Source organism: Aeromonas sp. QDB03, assembly GCF_027707985.1.
Taxonomy (GTDB): domain Bacteria; phylum Pseudomonadota; class Gammaproteobacteria; order Enterobacterales; family Aeromonadaceae; genus Aeromonas; species Aeromonas hydrophila.
In genome coordinates this window covers 98,636-120,805 of record NZ_JAPCJG010000002.1, presented here as the reverse complement: position 1 = coordinate 120,805, position 22,170 = coordinate 98,636, and the positions used below count along the sequence as shown (strand labels likewise).

Here is a 22,170-nt window from a genome sequence, read left to right as displayed (position 1 = left end):
GCAGGAAATAAAGAAAAAGCCCGTCACGTTGGTGACGGGCTTTTTGCTGTTGGTACCCCGGAGATGCCGTTGCCGGTTTGGGCCCTTGAACCGTCGGTTCAAGGCGGGGATCGGATCTGACCGCAGGCTTCTCGGTCGTGCCGAGCATGCGCAATAGCCAGAAGGCAGATCCCCTGTTTGGTATGAATATCGGCTCGGGGACTTGAACCGGCTGACAAACACCCCAGGGAATTTTAAAACGGTGGACGATTAGGGCTGCAGGCCTTCGTCGCTGGATTCGCCATATTGTCCGTGCTCGATCAAGGCCGCTTCGATAGTGCGTTGCAGCATCTTGATCCGCTTGTCCATGGTCTCAGAGTATTGGTGATTTTTCTCTTTTTCAAGGCAGAGCTCATGGCAAAAATTGAGCGCTGCCATCACCGCCAGCTGTTCGTTGCTGGAGACCTTGGAGCGTTGACGCAGCTCGATGAGTTTATCAGTCAGCTGGTCGGCGGCCTGGCGCAGGGCATCCTGCTGTCCCAGGGGACAGGATACCTTGTAGGGACGTCCCAAAATGACGATTTCTACGGCCTCTGTGCTCATGCCTTCCTCAATACGGCGGAGCTGATTTCCGCCTTTATCCACGTGGACAACTGGGCGGGACTATATAGCGCAGATGCAGAAGTTTCAAGGCCTTGCTGGCTCTGGAAGGGGGAGAATGCTAGGATCCTGACCATTAATTCTGCATATTTGCCTGAACTTTGAGCGGATCTTCGATGAGCAAAACGAACCCCCTGAAATACGCGGCCGTGGCCGACCTGATGGAGCAGCATGAGCTGATGGCGACGGCTGTAGAGGCCCATGGCGTGATCTGCGGTCTGGTGTGCGGTGGTGTGGCACTGGACGACAAGAGCTGGCTGCCCCATTTCAATGATCTGGTCAACGACGGTTTCGGTCTGCCGGCCCCGGTGCGCCAGGTGATGACCGATCTCTATCACCAGGTGATCGAGAGCTTGATGGCCCAGAAAGGGGTCGAGCTGCTGTTGCCGAGCGACGAAGCGCCGCTCGACGAGCGCATCGACTCGCTGGTGGATTGGTCCCAGGCCTTCCTGGCCGGTTTCGGCGTGGTGCAGCAGGAGCTCTCCAAGGCTTCCGAAGAGCTGCAGGAGATGATCCAGGACATCGCCAGCATCACCCAGGTCTCCGCCGAGTTCGATCAGGAAGATGAAGAGAACGAAGCCTCCTTCCTGGTGCTCTACGAGCACGTGCGCCTCGGGGTGATGATGAGCTTCGAGGAGTTCGGCAAGCGGCCGGATGCCCCGAGCACGCCGCCGACCCTGCACTGAGTCGGCCGAACCCTAAAAAGAGCGCCTGGTGGCGCTCTTTTTACATCTGGATGTTGCCCACGCCGACCCGCCGTGATGAGGCAAGTGACGACAGGGACTGCGCTTTTTTGCCCGTAGCTTCGCATCCCGACCCCACGCTTTGTGTTAGCATGACCCCACGTTTTCAGTCTTTCCCCTCATCTCATGTCTCAATCTGATCTGAACCACGTCGATGTGGCCATCGTCGGTGGTGGAATGAGCGGCGCCGTGCTGGCGCTCTCCCTCGCGGCCCTGCCAGGGCCCAAGCCCCTGCAGATCCTGCTGCTGGAGGCGAGCGTCCCCGAGCTCAATGTGCATCCCGGCTTCGATGCCCGCGCCATCGCGCTCTCCGCCGGCACCTGCGAAGCGCTGGCCCGGCACGGGCTCTGGTCCCGTTTTGCTCCCCATTGCAGCCCCATCAGCCAGATTCATGTGTCGGATCGGGGCCACTTCGGCCAGGCCGGCTTGACGGCGGCGGAGTATGGCCTGCCAGCCCTTGGCCAGGTGATCGAGCTGTCGGCGGCGGGCATTGCGTTGCAGCAGGCGATTGCCGCCAGCCCGCAGATCCGCATGCTGTGTCCGGCCCAGCTCGAGCGCGTGGAGCCATTGGCGGAGGGGGTTAACCTGACCCTGGCCGGTGGCGAGCGTTATCAGACCCGCCTGCTGGTGGCGGCCGATGGCGGCAACTCCTTCGTGCGCCAGCAGTGCAAGCTGGCGGTAAGTCGTCACGACTACGGCCAGAGCGCCATCATCGCCACCGTCAAGACCGCCGAAGACCCGGCCGGACGGGCTTTCGAGCGTTTCACCCAAGGGGGGCCACTGGCCCTGCTGCCGATGCAGGGCGGGCTCTCCTCCCTGGTCTGGAGCGTGGCGCGGGATGAGGCGCCAGCCTTGATGGCGCTCGATGACTCTGCGTTTCTGGCCCGCCTGCAGCAGGCCTTCGGCTGGCGTCTCGGCCGCTTCCTGCAAACCGGTCAGCGCCACGTCTATCCGCTGGTGTTGACGGTGGCCGACTACCCGCTGGCCCAGCGCACCGTGCTGGTGGGCAATGCCGCCCATCTGCTGCACCCCATCGCCGGTCAGGGCTTCAACCTAGGCATGCGCGATCTGGACCTGCTCACCCAGGCGGTGGGCCGGGCGCTGACGGCGGGGGAGGATATCGGCAGCTTTGAGGTGCTCAGCGGCTACTGGCAGCAGCGCAAGGGGGATCAGGCCCAGACGGTCTGGCTCACCTCCTCGCTGGCCCAGCTCTTCTCCAATGATCATGACCCGCTGGTGGCGGGCCGCAACCTGGCGCTCTCCCTGATGGGACGGCTGAGCTGCCTCAAGGCGCCGCTGGCCTCCCGCACCCTGGGCTTTGTCGCCGATGTGTGCCGCCCCTGAGGCGAGGTGACGTCATGGGTATTGAACGGGTGCGCCTTCGGGCGTGCCCTCGCTGATCCCGGCGATCAGCCCTGAAAGGATATAAACGATGCAGATGCAAAACGTGGATGTGGTGATTGTGGGGGGCGGCATGGTGGGCCTGGGGCTCGCCGCCGCGCTCAAGGGAAGTGCGCTCAAGGTCGCCGTGATCGAGGGCCAGCTGCCGGAGCCCGCGCTTGACGAGGCGCCGGACAACCGGGTCAGCGCCTTGAGTCTCGCCAGCCAGCGCATCCTGCAGCAGGTGGGCGCCTGGCGCGGGATCGAGGCCCGCCGCCTGCAGCCCTACGGGCAGATGGAGGTGTGGGAGCAGGACAGCTTTGGCCGGATCGCGTTTGATGCCGCCAGCCTGCGCCAGCCCGAGCTCGGCCACATCGTCGAGAACCGGGTCATCCAGCTGGCGCTGCTGGAGGCGATCCTCGATGGCGACAACATCCAGCTGCTGAGCCCGGCCCGGGCGAGCAGCCTGCAAAGCGGCGAGGCGGGCTCCCTGCTGTTGCTGGAAGATGGCCGCGCGCTGTCGGCCAAGCTGGTGGTGGCGGCTGATGGCGCTCACTCCTGGGTGCGCCGGCAGGCCGACATCCCGCTCACCAGCTGGGATTACGGCCACCATGCGCTGGTGGCGACGGTGCGTTGTGCCGAGCCGCACGAGGCGGTGGCGCGTCAGATCTTCACCCCCGAGGGGCCGCTCGCCTTCCTGCCCCTGTGGCAACCGGATCTCTGCTCCATCGTCTGGTCGGTGCCAGCGACCCGGGCCGAGGCTCTCTGTCAGTGCGATGAAGAGCAGTTCAACCGCCAGCTCACCACCGCGTTCGACGGCCGGCTGGGTCTGTGCAAGGTGGAAGGTGTGCGCAGCGCCATCCCGCTCACCGCCCGCTATGCCCGCGACTTTGCCCGCGAGCGGCTGGTGCTGGTGGGGGATGCCGCCCACACCATCCACCCGCTGGCGGGGCAGGGGGTCAACCTGGGGCTGCTGGATGCCGCCGCCCTGGCCGAGCAGATCCTGCGCAATCAGGCGGCGGGCAAGGACATCGGCCGGCTCACCAACCTGCGCGGCTATGAGCGCTGGCGCAAGAGCGAGGCGGCCAGCATGCTGGCGGCGATGGAGGGGCTCAAGCGGCTGTTCGCCGGTGCCAATCCGCTCAAGAAGCTGGTGCGTGGGGCCGGGCTGTGCGCCTTCGATCTGTTGACGCCGCTCAAGCAAAGCGTGATCCGGGCCGCCATGGGGTTAGAGGGTGAGTTGCCGGCCTTGGCCAAGGGGAACAATTTGCCGACCCGGCCGAAGTAAGAGGGTGATCCGGGCCGCCATGGGGTTGGAAGGCGAGCTGCCCGCCCTGGCCAAGGGTGAAAAAATCTAATAATACCAGGCTGTTTTCACAACAAAACTAATGTGATGAGGCTGATGACCCGTTTTGGGCATCAGCCTTTAATCTGGGCGCTCGGCGAAACGTTTTTCTCCAAATTGTGACGAAACGGTAAAAATCGAAATTTAATATCGTCATTACCGGGTTTGGTCTGTTTTTATCACTGTTTTTACCTTAGTGTCTGGGGTCTGTTTACTGGCGGTGGATTAGTTTTTTTTGAGCGGCATGCGCGTCCGCTTGGCTTATAATCCGCTGCGTTCAAGGAATCACTCTTGCCCTGCGGGGCCGGAACGAGCACAGACTCAGGCACGTCGCTTGCTGCCACCCAGGTAGACAACCATGGTGGCTGCCGGGCGAGCGATGCGTGAGTGTTGTCGCGAACGCTTAAGGAAACACAGCGATGATCCAGACTACAGTACTGCATCCCAAGCACCTGGAAGCCGGCGCCAAGATGGTGGACTTCCACGGTTGGGAAATGCCCATCAACTACGGCTCACAGCTGGAAGAGCACCATCAGGTGCGCACCGATGCCGGCATGTTCGACGTCTCCCACATGACCATCGTCGATTTGACCGGCGAGCGGGTCAAAGCCTTCCTGCAACACCTGCTGGCCAACGACGTGGCCAAGCTCACCGTCTTCGGCAAGGCCCTCTACAGCGGCATGCTGACTCCGGAAGGCGGTGTGATCGATGACCTCATCACCTATTACCTTGGCGAGACCTTCTACCGCCTGGTGGTCAACTCCGCCACCCGCGAGAAGGATCTGGCCTGGATCCGCCACCACGCCCAGGACTTCGGGGTGACCGTGACCGAGCGCCCCGAGCTCGCCATGATCGCGGTGCAGGGCCCCAACGCCAAGGCAAAGGCGGCCAAGGTGTTCAGCGCCGAGCAAAATGCCGCAGTGGAAGGCATGAAGCCCTTCTTCGGCGTGCAGGCCGGCGAGCTCTTCATCGCCACCACCGGCTACACCGGTGAAGACGGCTACGAGATCGTGGTGCCGCAAGAGCAGGCGTGCGATCTGTGGCAGGCACTGCTGGACAACGGCGTGGCCCCCTGCGGCCTGGGTGCCCGTGACACCCTGCGCCTCGAGGCCGGCATGAACCTCTACGGCCAGGACATGGACGAAACCGTCTCTCCCCTTGCCGCCAACATGGCCTGGACCATCGCATGGGAACCGAGCGATCGCCAGTTCATCGGCCGCGCCGCGCTGGAAGCCCAGAAAGCCGCCGGCAGCCAGCCCAAGCTGGTGGGTCTGGTGATGGAAGAGAAGGGCGTACTGCGCAGCGGCATGCCGGTCACCTTCACCACCGCCGCTGGAGAAGAGCGGGAAGGTGTGATCACCTCCGGCTCTTTCTCGCCCACCCTGGGGTACAGTATTGCGTTGGCGCGGGTGCCCCGTGATATCGGCGAGCAAGCCTCGGTGGAGATCCGCAAGAAGCTGGTCACCGTCAAAGTGACCAAGCCGGCTTTCGTGCGCAACGGCCAGAAGCTGGTGTAACGACCCTATTGCGGCGAAGGGGCTGCCCTTCGCCAGACCCCCTTGCCCCGGCAACGCCTGTCGAACGCGCCGGGACAAGTGATCCAAGTGAATAAAGGAAGCACAAATGAGCCATATCCCGAGCGAACTGAAATATGCCACCTCCCACGAGTGGATCCGTGTCGAAGCCAACGGCGAGGCCGTGGTCGGCATCACCGAGCACGCCCAGGAGCTGCTGGGTGACATGGTGTTCGTCGATCTGCCGGAAGTGGGCAAAAAGGTCGGTGCCGGTGATGACTGCGCCGTGGCCGAGTCGGTCAAGGCCGCCTCTGACATCTACAGCCCGGTGAGCGGCGAGATCCTGGCCGTCAACGAAGAGCTGGAAGGCAGCCCCGAGCTGGTCAACTCCGACCCCTACGGTGCCGGCTGGCTGTTCCGCATCAAGCTGGACGACGCGGGCGAGCTCGCCAACCTGCTGGATGCCGAAGGCTACCAGAACGTGGTGGACGAAGAGTAATGCCCCCGGGCCCTGCCAATGCGCAGGGCCCGCTTGTATAGGTGCCCGTCGGCCTGGAGGCCGACCGGCGAGGGTGAAGTCGTCCGCACCGGTTTGCCCGCGGCAACCCGGTCAGCCGCAAGACGGCCCCCTGTCGCTATGAGCGACATCCGGTGCCGGCAGGGGCCACCCTGCCAGCCGAACATGAGTGACGCCGGTCGAGGTCGGCTGTCAGGCACTTAGTTATCAGGACTTTTTATCAGGAATAGGGAAATGACCCAGTCACTGTTTGAACTCGAGCAAAAAACCGATTTCATCCGCCGTCACATCGGGCCGGGTGAGGAAGATCTGCGCGCCCTGCTGGCCGTGGTGGGCGCCGAGAGCCTGGATGACCTGATTGAGCAGACCGTCCCCGCCGCCATTCGCCGGCCGGGTCCGCTCGGCATTGGCGCCTCCATGACCGAGGTGGAAGCGCTGGCCAAGCTCAAGGGCTATGCGGCTCAGAACAAGGTCGCCAAGAGCTACATCGGCATGGGCTATCACGATACCCACGTGCCCCACGTCATCTTGCGCAACGTGCTGGAAAACCCGGGCTGGTATACCGCCTACACCCCGTACCAGCCCGAGCTGGCGCAGGGTCGTCTCGAAGCCCTGCTCAACTTCCAGCAGCTGACCCTGGACTTGACCGGCATGGATCTGGCCAGTGCCTCCCTGCTGGATGAGGCGACCGCCGCCGCCGAGGCGATGGCGCTGGCCAAGCGGATGGCCAAGTCCAAAGCCAATCTCTTCTTCGTGGCCGACGACGTGCACCCGCAGGTGATCGACGTGGTCAAGGAACGGGCGGTCCACTTCGGTTTTGACGTGGCCGTCGGTCCGGCCGCACAGGCCTGCGCCGAAGAGGTGTTCGGTGCCCTGTTCCAGTACCCCACCACTACGGGTGAAGTGAAAGACCTGCGGGCGCTTATCGCCGCCGTGCAGGCCCAGAAAGGGCTGGCCTGCGTCAGCGCCGATCTGCTCTCCTTGCTGCTGCTCAAATCCCCGGGCGAGCTGGGAGCCGACGTGGTGCTGGGCTCGGCCCAGCGCTTCGGCGTGCCCATGGGCTACGGTGGCCCGCACGCCGCCTTCTTCGCCACTCGCGATGCCTACAAGCGCTCCATGCCGGGCCGCATCATCGGTGTCTCCAAGGATGCCCGTGGCAAGGCTGCCCTGCGTATGGCGATGCAGACCCGCGAGCAGCACATCCGCCGCGAGAAGGCCAACTCCAACATCTGTACCGCTCAGGTGCTGCTGGCCAACATGGCGAGCTTCTACGCCGTCTACCACGGCCCGGTGGGACTGAAAACCATCGCCTCCCGCGTGCACCGTCTGACCACCATTCTGGCGCTCGGCCTCAAGGCCAAGGGTGTGGCCCTCAAGCATGCCAGCTGGTTCGATACCCTAACCGTGCAGACTGCCGACAAGGCTGCGGTGATCGCCAAGGCCGAGGGGCTGGGCATCAACCTGCGCGCGGATCTGGATGGTGCGGTGGGCGTGTCGCTCTCCGAAACCACCACCCGTGGCGATGTGGCCGAGCTGTTTGAACTGTTCCTGGGCACAGGCCACGGCCTGGACATCGAGGCCCTCGACCAGGCGGCCCAGGCCCATCACGCCATCCCGCAGGATCTGCTGCGTACCGACGCCGTGCTGACCCACGAGGTGTTCAACAAGTACCACTCCGAGACCGAGATGCTGCGCTACATCCACCGTCTCGAAGCCAAAGATCTGGCCCTCAACTACGCCATGATCTCCTTGGGCTCCTGCACCATGAAGCTTAACGCCACCGCCGAGATGATCCCGGTGACCTGGCCCGAGTTTGGTAAGCTGCACCCGTTCGCCCCGCTGGCCCAGGCCAAAGGCTATCAGCTGCTGCTGGCCGACCTTGAAAACTGGCTGGTGAAGGTGACCGGTTACGATGCGGTCTGCATGCAGCCCAACTCCGGTGCCCAGGGCGAATACGCCGGCTTGCTCGCCATCAAGAAGTACCACGAGTCCCGTGGCGAGGGGCATCGCGACATCTGCCTCATTCCGGCGTCCGCGCACGGTACCAACCCGGCTTCCGCCCAGATGGCGGGCCTGCGGGTCATCGTCACTGCCTGTGACAAGTCGGGCAACGTGGACCTGGACGATCTGCGCGCCAAGGCCGCCGAGGCGGGGGATCAGCTCTCCTGTCTGATGGTGACCTATCCCTCCACCCACGGGGTGTACGAGGAGACCATCAAGGAGGTGTGCGACATCGTTCACCAGCACGGTGGCCAGGTCTATCTGGACGGTGCCAATATGAACGCGCAAGTCGGGTTGACTGCGCCGGGCTTTATCGGGGCGGACGTCTCTCACCTCAACCTGCACAAGACCTTCGCCATTCCTCACGGCGGTGGCGGCCCGGGCATGGGCCCCATCGGCGTGAAGAAGCATCTGGCGCCGTTCGTGGCCGGTCACGCCGTGGTCAAGACCGACAAGGAGAGCCGCAACAACGGCGCCGTGTCGGCGGCTCCGTTCGGCTCGGCCAGCATCCTGCCCATCAGCTGGATGTACATCGCCATGCTGGGAGACGAGGGGCTGAAGAAATCCACCCAGGTGGCCATCCTCAACGCCAACTACCTGGCCAAGAAGCTGGGTGAGTCCTTCCCCGTGCTCTACTCCGGGCGCAACGGTCGGGTAGCTCACGAGTGCATCCTGGATATCCGCCCGCTCAAAGAGGCGTCCGGCATCAGCGAGATGGACGTGGCCAAGCGGTTGATGGACTACGGTTTCCACGCACCGACCATGAGCTTCCCGGTAGCGGGCACCCTGATGGTCGAGCCGACCGAGTCGGAATCCAAGCGCGAGCTGGACCGCTTCGTCGAGGCCATGACCGCCATTCGCGCCGAGATTGCCAAGGTGCAGGACGGGCAGTGGAGCCTGACCGACAACCCGCTGGTCCATGCGCCGCACACCCAGGATGACGTGATGGACGCTGAGTGGTCCCGTGGCTACAGCCGCGCCGAGGCGGTATTCCCGTCGGAGGCCGTGCGCGCTGCCAAGCTGTGGCCGTCGGTCAACCGCATCGACGACGTCTACGGCGATCGCAACCTGTTCTGCTCCTGCATCCCGACCGAGGATTACGCCAAGTAAGGGCAGCGTTGCTTCGACCCGAACAGAGAGACCAAGGGCCTTGCATGTGCAAGGCCCTTTTTATTGGCGGGGACGATGGCGCTGAAATGGCGGGGGAGTTTGATCATTTCAATGTTTCTTGTATAGTTGAATTCATGCAAAGATAGACGGAGGTTTGCATGAACAAAGCGATCGCTACCAAGGTGTTTGAGTCCCTCGCATCCGGCATTCGTCTCGATGTGTGGCGCCTGCTGGTCAAGGCAGGTCTGGAAGGCATGGTGGCCGGCCAGCTTGCCAGCGAGCTCGACATCGCCCCGAATACCCTCTCGTTTCACCTCAAGGCCATGTTGCACGCGGGCCTGCTCTCGGTGGAGCAAGAGGGGCGTTTCTTGCGCTATCGCGCCAACATCCCCCTGATGCTGGATCTTATCGGTTACCTCACCGAGGAGTGCTGCGCCGGTCATCCAGAGGCCTGCGGGGTGGCAGGGGGCGAGTCCCTCTGTGCGCCTGCCTGTTGTGATAAAGAGTAAGGGCTCTGTCTGCCCGCCATTCGTTACCCTTCTGGGAGTCTTTTCATGAGTACCAATGCCTGCTGCGATCTGCCCGTCAGCAAAAAAATGCGTTTTCTAGACCGTAATCTGACCCTCTGGATCTTCGTCGCCATGGCCATCGGGGTTGGGATTGGCTATTTGTTTCCCCAGGTCTCCGAGTGGAATGAGGCGATGTCGGTCGGGACTACCAATATCCCTTTGGCCATTGGCCTTATCCTGATGATGTACCCGCCGCTGGCCAAGGTGAATTACGCCACCATGGGAACCATGACCCGGGATCGCCGCGCCATCACCCTCTCATTGGTGATGAACTGGCTGGTGGGCCCCATCTTGATGTTCGTCATCGCGCTGGTGTTTTTGCACGATCAGCCGGGCTATATGGTGGGGCTCATCTTGATAGGCCTGGCGCGCTGCATCGCCATGGTGCTGGTGTGGAACGATCTCGGCGGCGGCAGCAAGGAGTACGGCGCCGGCCTAGTGGCGCTCAACAGTGCATTCCAGATCCTCACCTACAGCCTGATGGCCTGGTTGTTCATTACCGTGCTGCCGCCGCTGTTTGGCCTGCAGGGCTTTGCGGTGGACATCACCATGCTGGATATCGCGCAAAGCGTGCTGATCTATCTGGGCATTCCCTTCCTGGCAGGGTTCTTGAGTCGTCACTATCTGGTCAAGGCGAAAGGGGAGAAGTGGTACACCGAGCGTTTTATTCCGGCAATTTCCCCCATCACGCTGATCGCCCTGCTGCTCACTATCGTGCTGATGTTCAGCCTCAAGGGGGAGATGATCGTCGAACTGCCCATGGATGTGCTGCGGGTCGCTGTACCCTTGGTGGTCTACTTCGTGCTGATGTTCTTCACCAGCTTCCTGGTTGGCAAGAAACTGGGCATCCCCTATGACAAGAATGCCTCCATCGCCTTTACCGCCACTGGCAACAACTTCGAGCTGGCCATCGCCGTCGCCATCGCGGTGTTCGGGCTGAGCTCGGATCAGGCCTTTGCCGGGGTGATCGGCCCGTTGGTGGAGGTGCCCGTACTGATCGCCCTGGTCAATGTCGCCCTGCGCATGAAGCGCTCTTATACCAACCCAGAGAACCCATCATGAATGACGCTCAAATCACCATCTACCACAACCCTGCCTGCGGCACTTCCCGCAATACGCTGGAGCTTATCCGCAACTCAGGCGTTGAGCCGACCGTCATCCACTATCTGGAGACACCGCCCAGTCGCGACACCCTGCTGGCCTTGACTGCCGCCATGGGGATGCCGGTACGCGACTTGCTGCGCCAGAACGTGCCCCCCTATGAGGCGCTGGGACTGGCCGAGAACAAGTTCAGCGACGATGAACTGGTCGATGCCATGCTGGCGCACCCCATTCTGATCAACCGGCCCATCGTGGTGACTCCGCTTGGCACCAAGCTGTGCCGCCCGTCAGAAGTGGTGCTGGATATTCTGCCGAGCCCCCAGCAAGGGGCCTTCAGCAAGGAAGATGGGGAGCAGGTGGTGGATGCACAAGGCAGGCGCATCGGCTGACCCGGCACTCAGGTGCGTGGCGATGATGTTGGATCGCCATGACGGGGCGATTGCCTTGCCGGTTGCGTTCGGGGCAGGATGAGGGGCGGGGCGATTGACTCGGCCCTGATCCCGCACAGATCCAGCACAAGGAGTGGCAATGGACAGTACCCAGCGATTCTCGACCCGGGTCGAGGCCTATGTGAAATATCGGCCAAGTTATCCTGCCGCCATGCTCGATTTTCTGACCAGCGAGTTGGCCATGGGGCCATCTGCCCGGGTGGCCGACATCGGGGCCGGCACCGGCATCCTGACTGCGCTGCTGGCCCCCCGGGTGGCGCGGGTCTGGGCGGTCGAGCCAAACGCGGATATGCGCGGGGCGGCCCGGCACCAGCTGCAGGCAGTGGCCAATATCGAATGGCGGGATGGCAGTGCCGAAGCCACCGGTCTGGCGGACAGGGCGGTGGATCTGGTGACGGTGGCGCAGGCGTTTCACTGGTTTGATCGCGCCGCCTTCAAGCAGGAGTGCCGGCGGCTGCTCAGACCCGGTGGCCGGGTTGCCCTCATCTGGAACGACCGGCTGACCGACACCCCATTTCTCAAGGCTTATGAGGCGGGGCTGCGCACCTATTCGGGGGACTACGAGGAGGTCAATCACCGCAATCTGGGTGAAGTGGATTTTCAGGCCTTCTTCGAGGGGGAGTACCGGCTCGATCGTTTCGCCAACCGCCAGCTGTTCGATCTCGACGGGGTGCTGGGGCGGCTCAACTCCTCTTCCTATGCCCCGGTGGCCGGCTCGCAAGCCCATGCCGAGCTGACGGCGCTGATCGCCCGGGAATTTGCCCGCCATGCGGTCGATGGCGTGATTGCCTTCAACTACGACACCTTGCTCTACAGCGGCCGGGTGTAGCGGCTGGGTGTAGCAGGGGCCCAGATAAACAGCGGGCCCTTGCCACCGGTGGCGAGGGCCCGCAAGGGCATGGCTGATCCTGTTCGCAGCGGTGGGCTGTGGTGCCTGCGCTAACTCTTGTTCAACCCCAGCATGGCCATCGCCTTGGCCAGGGTATCGACGGACTCCTGATGCTTGCCTGCCTTGTGCAGGACTTCCCCCTCGGCGCGCAGCTTCTTCACCTCGGCCAGCTTGTCGGCGCTGAGGGCGGGTTTGGCGGCGAGGGCATCATCGATCTTCTTCATGTCGGCGGGGCAGTGAAAGGCGAGGGCGCTGCCGGTAAAGAGCAGGCTGGCCAAAAGCAGGGCTGGTTTCATGTCGGCTGTCTCCACTGTGATGACCATGATGGGACGCTCCATCATGGGATACCCAGCAAGCATAGCCCGCAGTCCGCGCCCTGGCGGGGCGCTCGGGTTGAAGTGGGCGGGAAGCTGACGGTACCATGGTTGTTTTGCTCACGATTGAGCCAATCAGGGAGACCCCATGACACTCGCAAGGTTCCTCTCACCCCTGACCAGTCTGGTGATCTTCATTCTGGGCCACGGCATGTTCAACACCCTGCTGACAGTGCGCCTGTCTGCCGAGCAGGTATCGGCCCAGGCCATCGGCCTGGTATCGGCCGCCTACTTCGGCGGTCTGGTGCTGGGGGCCTTCGTCAATGCCCGCCTCATCATCCGGGTCGGTCACATCCGGGCCTATGCGGCCTACGCCTCCCTGCTCTGCTTTCTGTTTCTGCTGCACGGCATGGTGGTGGAGCCGCTGAGCTGGGCAGTGCTGCGGCTGGTGGGGGGCTTTGCCACCGGCGGTCTGTTCGTGGTGCTGGAGTCCTGGATGCTGGTCTCCAGCACGCCGGCCAACCGGGGCCGGCTGATGTCCCTCTACATGATCCTGCTCTACGGCTCCCTGGCCATGGGGCAGTTGCTGCTCAAGTGGGTGGATCCCATGGTGCTGACTCCGTTCGCCCTGTGCGCCATGGCGGCGACCCTGTCGGTGATCCCGCTGGCGGTTTCCCGGGTAGCGACCCCGGCCATGGTAGCGCCCCAGTCGGTCGGCGTGCTGGAGCTGGTGCGCCTCACCCCGGCGGGGATGGGCAGTAGCTTTACCTCTGGCCTCATCCTCGGGGCCATCTACGGCCTGCTGCCGCTCTATTTTACCGACAGCGGTTCGTCGCTCTCCAAGGTGGCGGACATGATGGCGCTGGTGATCCTGGGGGGCATGTGCCTGCAGTACCCCATCGGTCGTCTCTCCGATCGCTACGACAGGCGGCTGGTGATCCTGCTGCTCGGCGCCGTGCTGGCGCTGCTGGCCCTGTTGATGGTGCTGCTGCCCGCCGGCTGGCGCGAGCCGCTGATGGGTGGCCTGGTGTTCCTGCTGGGCGGCATGGCGTTCTCTATCTACCCCTTGAGCCTCAGCCACGCCTGCGACGAGCTGCGCCCGGATCAGGTGCTGGGGGCCAATCAGGGGTTGCTGCTCGCCTATAGCTTGGGCGCCATGACCGGGCCGTTGCTGGCGCCTTTTGTCATGGCGCAGTTCGGGCCAGAGGGGCTATTCGTCTACTTCGCTCTCTGTGGCCTGCTGCTGGCGGGGTATCTCGGCTGGCGCAAGCGGCAACGAGCGCCCATTCCGCTGGCCGATCACCAGGTGTTCATCCCGGTGCCGCCCAATACCCCCATGACGGCGGAGCTGGAGCCGAGAACGGATCTGGCTGGGGAGGCGGTACCCGCCAGCTATGCCATACCCGGATCGGAGGAGGGTCAGCAGACGAAGGCCGGCTGAGTCGCGGGTTAGTAGCAACAAAAAAAGCCGACTCACTGAGTCGGCTTTTTGTTTATCTGGTCGCTATCAGGCGGTGACGGCGTCAGCTTTGGTCGCTTCCGGCGCCGGATTGCGAATGAGGTAATCAAACGCCCCCAGTGCGGCGGTCGCCCCGGCGCCCATGGAGATGATGATCTGCTTGAACGGCACCGTGGTAGCGTCCCCTGCGGCGTAGACGCCGGGCAGGGAGGTGGCGCCCTTGGTGTCGATCTCGATCTCGCCAAAGCGGGTCAGGGCCACGTCGCTCCCTTTCAGGAACTCGGTGTTCGGCACCAGACCGATCTGGACGAAGATACCCGCCACCGCCAGATGCTTGATCTCGCCTGTGGTGCGATCTTCGTAATCCATGCCCACCACCTTGCTGCCATCACCGATCACTTCGGTAGTGCGGGCGCTCATGATGATGTCGATGTTGCCCATGGAGCGGGCTTTCTTCTGCAGCACCTCGTCGGCACGCAGGGTGTCGGCAAACTCCACCACGGTGACGTGTTCGACGATACCAGCCAAGTCGATGGCTGCTTCGATGCCGGAGTTACCGCCCCCGATCACCGCGACCCGCTTGCCCTTGAAGAAGGGGCCGTCACAGTGCGGGCAGTAGGCCACGCCCTTGGTGCGGTACTCGAGCTCGCCCGGCACGTTCAGGTCGCGCCAGCGTGCACCGGTCGCCAGGATCACGGCACGGCTCTTCAAGGTGGCACCAGAGGCGAGATCCACATTGACATAGCCATCCTTGCTGATGGCGGCGGCGCGCTGCTCGGTGATCACTTCCACGCCGTACTGCTTGACGTGCTGCTCCAGGCTTGCGGCCAGCTTGGGGCCTTCGGTGTAGGGCACGGAGATGAAGTTCTCGATACCGACGGTGTCCATCACCTGGCCACCGAAACGCTCGGCGACGATGGCGGTGCGAATGCCTTTGCGAGCGGCATAGATGGCGGCGGCTGCGCCAGCCGGGCCACCACCGACGACCAGTACGTCGTAAGGGGCTTTTGCGCTCAGCTCTTCAGCTTTGCGTTCTGCTGCGCCGGTGTCGAGCTTGGCGACGATCTCTTCCAGCGAGATACGGCCCTGGCTGAACGGCTGACCGTTCAGGTAGACATTCGGTACCGCCATGATCTGACGCTCGTTGACCTCGTCCTGGAACAGGGCACCGTCGATCATGGTGTGGGTGATGCCGGGATTCAGGGTCGCCATCAGGTTCAGCGCCTGCACCACATCCGGGCAGTTGTGGCAGGAGAGCGAAATGTAAGTCTCGAAATGGAACTCGCCCTTGAGGTTGCGGATCTGCTCCTGCACGGCCGCATCGGCCTTGGAGGGGTGACCGCCGCTTTGCAGCAGGGCAAGGACCAGGGAGGTGAATTCATGACCCATGGGGATGCCGGCAAAATGAACGCGCGGGGCCTGGCCCTTCGGCGCGACGCTCATGGAAGGCTTGCGAGCGGCAGTGCCATCTGTCATGGCAATCTTGGGGGACATCTCGGCGATCTCGCTGGCCAATGCCAGCAGTTCGGCGGATTTGTCGCTGTCGTTGCCGGACACGCTGATCTCGATGGGATTGACGATGTACTGCAGATAGGTGTTCAGCTGTTGTTTGAGGTTGGTATCCAACATCTTCGAATTCCTTCTTTTGATTGCGGGTCGGCGTTTTGTCAGGCCAGAAAGCAGACCGGCCCTTGAACGGGCCGGTCTTCAGAGCGGGGAGGCTTAGATTTTGCCTACCAGATCCAGGGACGGGGCCAGGGTGGCGTCGCCTTCTTTCCACTTGGCCGGGCACACTTCACCCGGGTGAGCGGCAACGTACTGGGCAGCCTTGACCTTGCGCAGCAGTTCCAGTGCGTCACGGCCGATACCGCCGGCGTTGATTTCAACGATCTGGATGATGCCTTGCGGGTCGATGACGAAGGTACCGCGGTCAGCCAGACCGGCTTCTTCGATCATCACGCCGAAGTTGCGGGTGATGGTGCCGGTCGGGTCGCCGATCATCGGGTACTGGATCTTCTGGATGGTGTCAGAAGTGTCGTGCCAGGCCTTGTGGGTGAAGTGGGTGTCGGTGGAGACGGAGTAGATCTCGACGCCCAGCTTCTGGAATTCGGCGTAGTTGTCGGCCAGGTCGCCCAGCTCGGTCGGGCAGACGAAGGTGAAGTCAGCCGGGTAGAAGAACACCACGGACCACTTGCCTTTCAGGTCAGCGTCAGACACCTGAACGAATTTGCCATTGTGGTAGGCGGTGGCGTTGAACGGCTTGATTTCAGTGTTGATGTAGGTAGACATGTATTTGCTCCTTGGTGATGTACATATGCCCGTCTGGGTTTGAAGAGTCGTGCCGGACGAGGCGTTTAACTTTCGATGGATTCATCATAGGGACTTTTCCTAATCGATCAAAGCCGCAATTTTGAATCACTTAAATCTACTTATTAGATAAACCATGGCTGCTGTACCTAACATGAATATCGCCGGCATGCCGGGATAACTCCTTGTCGAGATTCAACATCTGTGCACGGCTTCGGTTTTTCAAGGGGCAAGTGGCAGTCTGCCAACCGCAGAGAGGTGGGGTCTGCCACCTTGCAATATGCAGGCGCCAGTACGCACTGGGCGAGGGGAGGGGAAACGCGCAGATAAAAAAATCCCGGCGTCGTCGCAAGGACAAGGCCGGGTCATCAAACAAGGAATGGCTATATAAACAAAAGCTTTACAGCAAAGACTAACTACGGGGTGTGCAAACTTGCAGACATATGAGAGGAAGAGGACGGGTGCACAATCCCTCGTCTTCCGCTCGGCAACTATTGCATGACGGTCATGATAGTGTGATGCAGATCACAAAGCAAGGTTGTGGTGTAATTTTTCAATCAAAATGAAAGAGTTTCAGCTTTATTGCCGATCAAGTACGCTGAAAACGCTTTTATTGTAATTTTATTACATGAAATTCAGATCAAAAGTCGCCAGGTGGATCCTGCTCCTCCATCAGTTCCAGCAGGTTGATGGCGACGGCAATGAAGTCCGACTCGGTGACGATGCCGATCAACTTGCGCCCTTTGAGTACCGGCAGGCAGCCGTATCTGTGTCGTTGCAGGTAGAGCGCCGCCTCCTTGATGCCGGCATGGGGATCCACGCTGGCCACCTGGCGGGTCATGATCTCGTCGAGCTGCACGCTGTCGGTGAACTCCGCCTCCCGCTCCGGATTGATCAGCAGCAGTTTGGACTCGCGGGTGGCCAGGATGTCGGAGAGGGTAACCAGGCCCAGCAGATGATGCTGTTCGTCAACGATGGGGATGTGGCGGATCCGCTCCTGCTGCATCAGATCCATCGCCTGTTTGACGCTGTTTTCCGGACCCAGGGTGAAGGGGTGTTCAGTCATGATCTCGGATAGGGTCATCATGGTGGGCCTCCTTGTGTATCTGCTTTCACCCTAGCCCAGCCCCCCTCGGCAAAACATGATCAGGGTCAATACAAAACCTTAAAGGTTTTTTAACTGGCCCTGCTTCACATAATTGCTCGCTATCCCTTGTCTCCCTTGGGTTTTTGGTCTTTTGGGTTGCCTTGGAAGAAGGGGATAACTAGACTAGCCGCCGATTCCCCCCGAGGTGAAAGATGCAAGTATCCGATTTTCATTTTGATCTGCCAGACGAGCTGATTGCCCGCTATCCCATGACGGAACGTACCGCCAGTCGTCTGTTGCAGCTCGATGGTCAAACTGGCGCGCTGCGCCACGGTCAATTTGTGGATGTGCTGGACCAGCTCAACCCCGGCGATCTGCTGGTGTTCAACAACACCCGTGTCATTCCGGCGCGCATGTTTGGCCAGAAGGCCAGCGGCGGCAAGCTGGAGGTGCTGGTGGAGCGGATGCTGGACGAGCACAGCGTGCTGGCTCATGTGCGTTCTTCCAAATCGCCCAAGCCCGGTACCCGGCTCATTCTGGATGGCGGGGCCGACGGCGAGAAAGTCGAAGCCGAGATGCGCGCCCGTCACGATGCCCTGTTCGAGATCCACTTCCTCGACCCCCGCCCCGTGCTGGAGATCCTGGAAGCCATCGGCCACATGCCGCTGCCCCCTTATATCGACCGTCCCGATGAGGATGCCGACAAGGAGCGCTACCAGACCGTCTACAACCAGAAGCCGGGTGCCGTGGCGGCGCCGACTGCCGGCCTGCACTTCGACGAGCCGCTGCTCGAGAAGATCCGTGCCAAGGGGGTGGAAACGGCGTTCGTCACCCTGCACGTCGGGGCGGGCACCTTCCAGCCGGTGCGGGTGGACAAGATTGAAGATCACCACATGCACTCGGAGTATGCCGAGGTGCCGCAGGAGGTGGTGGACGCCATCGCCGCAACGCGCGCCCGCGGTGGCCGGGTGATTGCGGTGGGGACCACCTCGGTACGATCGCTCGAGAGCGCGGCCAAGGTGACCCTGGCGCAGGGCAAGCCGCTGGCGCCGTTCTTCAGCGACACCGACATCTTCATCTTCCCTGGTTACCAGTTCCAGGTGGTCGATGCCATGGTCACCAACTTCCATCTGCCGGAGTCGACCCTGATCATGCTGGTCAGCGCCTTTGCCGGCTACGACAACGTGATGGCGGCCTACCAGGCGGCCGTGGCGGAGCAGTACCGTTTCTTCAGCTACGGGGACGCCATGTTCGTCACCCGTTGCCGGGCGCAGGCATAAGCCGCGCCCTTTATACCGGGCCCTCGGGCCCCCTACTGTCAGACTGTTTCTCTGACGCAACGAGGTAGCAATGAAATTTGAACTGAAAACCACTGACGGCCGTGCCCGTCGCGGCCAGCTGGTATTCGAGCGCGGCACCGTGCAGACCCCGGCCTTTATGCCAGTCGGCACCTACGGCACCGTCAAGGGGATGACCCCGGAAGAGGTGCGTGAGACTGGCGCCCAGATCCTGCTTGGCAACACCTTCCACCTCTGGTTGCGGCCGGGGCAGGAAGTGATGCGCGCCCACGGCGATCTGCATGACTTCATGAACTGGCAGGGCCCGATCCTGACCGACTCGGGTGGTTTCCAGGTGTTCAGCCTGGGGCACATCCGCAAGATCACCGAAGCGGGGGTGCACTTCCGTCACCCCATCAATGGCGAGAAGATCTTCCTCGACCCCGAGAAATCCATGGAGATCCAGTACGATCTGGGTTCCGACATCGTGATGATCTTCGATGAGTGCACGCCGTACCCGGCCACTTACGAAGAGGCGCGCAAGTCCATGGAGATGTCCCTGCGCTGGGGCAAGCGTTCGCGCGACAAGTTCGATGCGCTCGGCAACAAGAACGCCCTGTTCGGCATCATCCAGGGTTCCGTGTACGAAGATCTGCGGGATGTGTCGCTGGAAGGTCTCTTGGAGATCGGCTTCGACGGTTACGCGGTCGGTGGTCTGGCGGTGGGTGAGCCGAAAGAGGACATGCATCGCATCCTCGAGCACGTCTGCCCGAAAATCCCGGCCGACAAGCCGCGCTACCTGATGGGCGTGGGCAAGCCGGAAGATCTGGTGGAAGGGGTGCGCCGCGGCATCGACATGTTCGACTGCGTGATGCCGACCCGCAACGCCCGCAACGGCCACCTGTTCACCACCGACGGGGTGGTCAAGATCCGCAACGCCAAATATCGCGAGGACACCAGCACCCTGGATGCCGACTGCGATTGCTACACCTGCAAGAACTACACCCGCAGTTATTTGTACCATCTGGACAAGTGCAACGAGATCCTCGGTGCCCGTCTGAACACCATTCACAACCTGCGTTATTACCAGCGTGTGATGCAGGGTTTGCGGGACGCGATCGAGCAGGGTAAATTAGACGACTTTGTAACTGAGTTTTACCGTCGGCAAGGGAAGCCCGTGCCTCCGTTAGCTGAAAATGACGTGAAATAACAACGATATATAAGCTAGTTTTCAAATCTACATCAATAAGAGGTTGTTAAATGAGCATTATCTCCAAGGCGTATGCAGAAGGCGCAGTTCCGGGTGCACAGGGTGGTGGCATGGAAATGATCATCATGCTGGCCGTATTCGGCCTCATCTTCTACTTCATGATCTATCGCCCCCAGGCCAAGCGCGCCAAAGATCACCGCAACCTGATGAGCTCCCTCTCTAAGGGTGACGAAGTCCTCACTTCCGGTGGCCTGGTTGGCAAAATCGCCAAAGTATCCGCCGACAGCGAATACCTCGTGCTGGCCCTGAACGATCAGACCCAGGTCACCATCAAACGTGACTTCGTCTCTGCCGTTCTGCCCAAGGGTTCTATCCAGTCCCTCTAATCTCCCGAGGAGCACAGCGTGTTAAATCGCTATCCGCTGTGGAAATACCTGATGGTGGTCGTGGTGATCGCCATCGGTTTTCTATATGCAGCCCCCAATCTTTACGGCGAAGACCCGGCCTTGCAGATCTCTGCCAGCCGGGGGGCCGAAGTCAAGCTGGACACCCTTGACCTGGTGAAAGAGACGCTCGATGCGGCTCAGATCCCGGTCAAGCATGCGGCGTTCGAGCACGGCTTCATCCTGGTTCGTTTCAAAAATACCGAAGAGCAGCTCAAGGCGCGCGACATCGTCGCCAACAAGCTGGGCGACAACTTCATTACCGCTCTCAACCTGGCCCCTTCCACGCCTGCCTGGCTCGAAGCCATCGGCGCCAACCCGCTCAAGCTGGGTCTGGACCTGCGCGGTGGTGTGCACTTCCTGATGGAAGTGGACATGGCCGAGGCGCTGACCAAGCAGCAAGAGCAGATGGTGCAGGATTTCCGCTCCGAGCTGCGTACCCAGAAGATCCGTTATTCCGGCGTGCGCCGGGCCGGTGATCAGGTACAGGTGCTGTTCCGTGACGAGGCCGATCAGGCCAAGGCCATCTCTCACCTGCGTCGTCAGAACCCTGATCTCACCTTCACCACCGAGCAGAAGGGGGACGAGTTTGTCCTGCTGGCCGGTCTGAGTGAAGCCAAGATCAAGGAAGTGAAGAAGTACGCCCTCGAGCAGAACATCACCATCATCCGCAACCGGGTGAACGAGCTGGGCGTGGCCGAGCCGCTGGTACAACAGCAGGGTGCCGAGCGCATCGTGGTGGAACTGCCCGGTATCCAGGACACCGCCCGTGCCAAGGAGATCCTGGGCGCGACCGCGACCCTGGAGTTCCACATGGTCGATGAGACTGCCGACATCCAGGCCGCGGCCGATGGTCGGGTGCCGCCGAGCTCCAAGGTCTACAACGATCGCAACGGACGTCCGGTGGTGCTGCAAAAGCGCATCATCCTGACCGGTGACCACATCGTGGGTGCCCAGTCCGGTTTCGACGAATACAGCCGTCCCCAGGTCAACATCAAGCTTGATGGCCAGGGTGGCAACAAGATGGCCAACTTTACCAAGGACAACGTTGGTAAGGGCATGGCTACCGTGTTCATCGAATACAAGCCGGTCGGTCAGCCGGGTCCGGACGGCAAGCGTAAGTTCCGCAAGCAGGAGGAGGTGATCAACGTCGCCACCATCCAGTCGCGTCTTGGCAGCCAGTTCCGCATCACCGGCATCGACAACGCCAACGAAGCCCACAACCTGGCGCTGCTGCTGCGTGCCGGTGCACTGATCGCCCCGATCCAGATCGTCGAAGAGCGCACCATAGGCCCGAGCCTGGGTCAGCAGAACATTGACAGCGGTATGGAAGCCATCGGCTGGGCCATGCTGGTGATCGTGCTGTTCATGGGGATCTACTACCGTGCGTTCGGCTGGGTGGCCAACATCGCCCTCACCATGAACCTGGTGCTGATTGTCGGTATCATGTCGATGATCCCGGGGGCCACCATGACCCTGCCGGGCATTGCCGGTATCGTCTTGACGCTGGGTATGGCGGTGGATGCCAACGTGCTGATCTACGAGCGTATTCGTGAAGAGATCCGCAACGGTCGTGGGGTACAGCAGGCCATTCATCTGGGCTTTGATCGGGCGTTCTCGACCATCGCCGACTCCAACGTCACCTCGCTCATCACCTGTGTGATCCTGTTCGGTATCGGTACCGGCGCCATCAAGGGCTTCGCCCTGACGCTGGGGATTGGTCTGAGTGCTTCCATGTTTACCGCCATCACGGTCTCCCGCTCCATCATCAACCTGGCCTGGGGTGGACGGCGCCTCGACAAGCTGCCGATCTAAG

Annotated in this window: 20 protein-coding genes and 1 other RNA gene; 15 read left to right on the top strand and 6 right to left on the bottom strand. The window is 61.8% G+C overall.

Annotated elements, in window-relative coordinates:
* Positions 1–50: 50 nt before the first annotated feature.
* Positions 51–233: non-coding RNA, 6S RNA (gene ssrS, locus PG900_RS05320), on the bottom strand.
* Between the two features lie 16 nt (positions 234–249).
* Positions 250–582, bottom strand: coding sequence for a cell division protein ZapA (gene zapA, locus PG900_RS05315; RefSeq protein WP_016350376.1), 333 nt, complete (start codon positions 580–582; stop codon positions 250–252).
* Between the two features lie 173 nt (positions 583–755).
* On the opposite strand from zapA, the gene PG900_RS05310 reads away from it, so the two are divergent.
* From PG900_RS05310 to PG900_RS05265, 10 genes are all read left to right on the top strand, one after another.
* Positions 756–1,325 carry a UPF0149 family protein gene (locus PG900_RS05310; protein WP_011705605.1) on the top strand — a complete coding sequence of 190 codons (570 nt, stop codon included), beginning with the start codon at positions 756–758 and terminating at the stop codon, positions 1,323–1,325.
* A gap of 183 nt (positions 1,326–1,508) precedes the next feature.
* The gene (gene ubiH, locus PG900_RS05305; protein WP_270831033.1) at positions 1,509–2,726 is read left to right on the top strand and encodes a 2-octaprenyl-6-methoxyphenyl hydroxylase; all 1,218 of its coding nucleotides are present in this window, start codon (positions 1,509–1,511) and stop codon (positions 2,724–2,726) included.
* An 88-nt stretch (positions 2,727–2,814) separates the two neighbouring features.
* The gene (locus tag PG900_RS05300) at positions 2,815–4,050 is read left to right on the top strand and encodes an FAD-dependent 2-octaprenylphenol hydroxylase (protein ID WP_270801391.1); all 1,236 of its coding nucleotides are present in this window, start codon (positions 2,815–2,817) and stop codon (positions 4,048–4,050) included.
* Positions 4,051–4,526: 476 nt separating this feature from the next.
* Entirely contained in the window at positions 4,527–5,624 is a 1,098-nt protein-coding gene (gene gcvT, locus PG900_RS05295) for a glycine cleavage system aminomethyltransferase GcvT (protein ID WP_016350379.1), read from the top strand.
* Positions 5,625–5,730: 106 nt separating this feature from the next.
* Positions 5,731–6,120 (top strand): glycine cleavage system protein GcvH, encoded by a 390-nt coding sequence (gene gcvH / locus PG900_RS05290; RefSeq protein WP_270801392.1) that lies wholly within the window; start codon positions 5,731–5,733, stop codon positions 6,118–6,120.
* A gap of 252 nt (positions 6,121–6,372) precedes the next feature.
* A complete protein-coding gene (gene gcvP, locus PG900_RS05285) occupies positions 6,373–9,249 on the top strand; it encodes an aminomethyl-transferring glycine dehydrogenase (RefSeq protein WP_270801394.1) in 2,877 nt (958 codons plus the stop codon).
* Between the two features lie 158 nt (positions 9,250–9,407).
* Positions 9,408–9,758 (top strand): ArsR/SmtB family transcription factor, encoded by a 351-nt coding sequence (locus PG900_RS05280; protein WP_017410234.1) that lies wholly within the window; start codon positions 9,408–9,410, stop codon positions 9,756–9,758.
* A gap of 45 nt (positions 9,759–9,803) precedes the next feature.
* Positions 9,804–10,880 (top strand): ACR3 family arsenite efflux transporter, encoded by a 1,077-nt coding sequence (arsB, locus tag PG900_RS05275; protein ID WP_270801397.1) that lies wholly within the window; start codon positions 9,804–9,806, stop codon positions 10,878–10,880.
* The gene (gene arsC / locus PG900_RS05270; protein ID WP_270801400.1) at positions 10,877–11,308 is read left to right on the top strand and encodes a glutaredoxin-dependent arsenate reductase; all 432 of its coding nucleotides are present in this window, start codon (positions 10,877–10,879) and stop codon (positions 11,306–11,308) included. Before arsB ends, arsC begins: the two co-directional genes overlap by 4 nt.
* A 139-nt stretch (positions 11,309–11,447) precedes the next feature.
* Positions 11,448–12,197, top strand: a complete 750-nt coding sequence (locus PG900_RS05265) for a class I SAM-dependent methyltransferase (protein ID WP_270801402.1) — start codon at positions 11,448–11,450, stop codon at positions 12,195–12,197.
* A gap of 110 nt (positions 12,198–12,307) precedes the next feature.
* Here the strand turns inward: PG900_RS05265 and PG900_RS05260 are convergent, their stop codons facing one another.
* Positions 12,308–12,553 carry a hypothetical protein gene (locus PG900_RS05260; RefSeq protein WP_029301252.1) on the bottom strand — a complete coding sequence of 82 codons (246 nt, stop codon included), beginning with the start codon at positions 12,551–12,553 and terminating at the stop codon, positions 12,308–12,310.
* 166 nt (positions 12,554–12,719) lie between these two features.
* Here PG900_RS05260 and PG900_RS05255 point away from each other — a divergent pair, with 166 nt between their 5' ends.
* Positions 12,720–14,012 carry an MFS transporter gene (locus tag PG900_RS05255; protein WP_106552268.1) on the top strand — a complete coding sequence of 431 codons (1,293 nt, stop codon included), beginning with the start codon at positions 12,720–12,722 and terminating at the stop codon, positions 14,010–14,012.
* 66 nt (positions 14,013–14,078) lie between these two features.
* Here PG900_RS05255 and ahpF read toward each other — a convergent pair whose 3' ends face one another.
* The 3 genes from ahpF to PG900_RS05240 form a co-directional block, all read right to left on the bottom strand.
* Positions 14,079–15,659, bottom strand: coding sequence for an alkyl hydroperoxide reductase subunit F (gene ahpF / locus PG900_RS05250; protein ID WP_270831032.1), 1,581 nt, complete (start codon positions 15,657–15,659; stop codon positions 14,079–14,081).
* Between the two features lie 93 nt (positions 15,660–15,752).
* Entirely contained in the window at positions 15,753–16,319 is a 567-nt protein-coding gene (gene ahpC / locus PG900_RS05245) for an alkyl hydroperoxide reductase subunit C (protein ID WP_011705621.1), read from the bottom strand.
* Positions 16,320–16,977: 658 nt separating this feature from the next.
* The gene (locus PG900_RS05240) at positions 16,978–17,424 is read right to left on the bottom strand and encodes a CBS domain-containing protein (protein WP_270831031.1); all 447 of its coding nucleotides are present in this window, start codon (positions 17,422–17,424) and stop codon (positions 16,978–16,980) included.
* A gap of 212 nt (positions 17,425–17,636) precedes the next feature.
* Here PG900_RS05240 and queA point away from each other — a divergent pair, with 212 nt between their 5' ends.
* From queA to secD, 4 genes are all read left to right on the top strand, one after another.
* Positions 17,637–18,704: a tRNA preQ1(34) S-adenosylmethionine ribosyltransferase-isomerase QueA gene (gene queA / locus PG900_RS05235; protein WP_024944089.1), complete on the top strand. Its 1,068-nt coding sequence runs from the start codon at positions 17,637–17,639 to the stop codon at positions 18,702–18,704.
* A 70-nt stretch (positions 18,705–18,774) separates the two neighbouring features.
* On the top strand, positions 18,775–19,911 hold the full coding sequence (gene tgt, locus PG900_RS05230) for a tRNA guanosine(34) transglycosylase Tgt (protein WP_016350389.1): 1,137 nt from the start codon (positions 18,775–18,777) through the stop codon (positions 19,909–19,911).
* 50 nt (positions 19,912–19,961) lie between these two features.
* Positions 19,962–20,297 (top strand): preprotein translocase subunit YajC, encoded by a 336-nt coding sequence (gene yajC, locus PG900_RS05225; protein WP_011705624.1) that lies wholly within the window; start codon positions 19,962–19,964, stop codon positions 20,295–20,297.
* Positions 20,298–20,315: 18 nt separating this feature from the next.
* A complete protein-coding gene (gene secD, locus PG900_RS05220; RefSeq protein WP_270831030.1) occupies positions 20,316–22,169 on the top strand; it encodes a protein translocase subunit SecD in 1,854 nt (617 codons plus the stop codon).
* Position 22,170: the final 1 nt, after the last annotated feature.

What these genes read in the sequence shown, in the direction of transcription:
- zapA (WP_016350376.1), bottom strand. Translation starts at nt 582, where the DNA reads ATGAGCACAGAGGCCGTAGAAATCGTCATTTTGGGACGTCCCTACAAG.
- PG900_RS05310 (WP_011705605.1), top strand. Translation starts at nt 756, where the DNA reads ATGAGCAAAACGAACCCCCTGAAATACGCGGCCGTGGCCGACCTGATG.
- ubiH (WP_270831033.1), top strand. Translation starts at nt 1,509, where the DNA reads ATGTCTCAATCTGATCTGAACCACGTCGATGTGGCCATCGTCGGTGGT.
- PG900_RS05300 (WP_270801391.1), top strand. Translation starts at nt 2,815, where the DNA reads ATGCAGATGCAAAACGTGGATGTGGTGATTGTGGGGGGCGGCATGGTG.
- gcvT (WP_016350379.1), top strand. Translation starts at nt 4,527, where the DNA reads ATGATCCAGACTACAGTACTGCATCCCAAGCACCTGGAAGCCGGCGCC.
- gcvH (WP_270801392.1), top strand. Translation starts at nt 5,731, where the DNA reads ATGAGCCATATCCCGAGCGAACTGAAATATGCCACCTCCCACGAGTGG.
- gcvP (WP_270801394.1), top strand. Translation starts at nt 6,373, where the DNA reads ATGACCCAGTCACTGTTTGAACTCGAGCAAAAAACCGATTTCATCCGC.
- PG900_RS05280 (WP_017410234.1), top strand. Translation starts at nt 9,408, where the DNA reads ATGAACAAAGCGATCGCTACCAAGGTGTTTGAGTCCCTCGCATCCGGC.
- arsB (WP_270801397.1), top strand. Translation starts at nt 9,804, where the DNA reads ATGAGTACCAATGCCTGCTGCGATCTGCCCGTCAGCAAAAAAATGCGT.
- arsC (WP_270801400.1), top strand. Translation starts at nt 10,877, where the DNA reads ATGAATGACGCTCAAATCACCATCTACCACAACCCTGCCTGCGGCACT.
- PG900_RS05265 (WP_270801402.1), top strand. Translation starts at nt 11,448, where the DNA reads ATGGACAGTACCCAGCGATTCTCGACCCGGGTCGAGGCCTATGTGAAA.
- PG900_RS05260 (WP_029301252.1), bottom strand. Translation starts at nt 12,553, where the DNA reads ATGAAACCAGCCCTGCTTTTGGCCAGCCTGCTCTTTACCGGCAGCGCC.
- PG900_RS05255 (WP_106552268.1), top strand. Translation starts at nt 12,720, where the DNA reads ATGACACTCGCAAGGTTCCTCTCACCCCTGACCAGTCTGGTGATCTTC.
- ahpF (WP_270831032.1), bottom strand. Translation starts at nt 15,659, where the DNA reads ATGTTGGATACCAACCTCAAACAACAGCTGAACACCTATCTGCAGTAC.
- ahpC (WP_011705621.1), bottom strand. Translation starts at nt 16,319, where the DNA reads ATGTCTACCTACATCAACACTGAAATCAAGCCGTTCAACGCCACCGCC.
- PG900_RS05240 (WP_270831031.1), bottom strand. Translation starts at nt 17,424, where the DNA reads ATGATGACCCTATCCGAGATCATGACTGAACACCCCTTCACCCTGGGT.
- queA (WP_024944089.1), top strand. Translation starts at nt 17,637, where the DNA reads ATGCAAGTATCCGATTTTCATTTTGATCTGCCAGACGAGCTGATTGCC.
- tgt (WP_016350389.1), top strand. Translation starts at nt 18,775, where the DNA reads ATGAAATTTGAACTGAAAACCACTGACGGCCGTGCCCGTCGCGGCCAG.
- yajC (WP_011705624.1), top strand. Translation starts at nt 19,962, where the DNA reads ATGAGCATTATCTCCAAGGCGTATGCAGAAGGCGCAGTTCCGGGTGCA.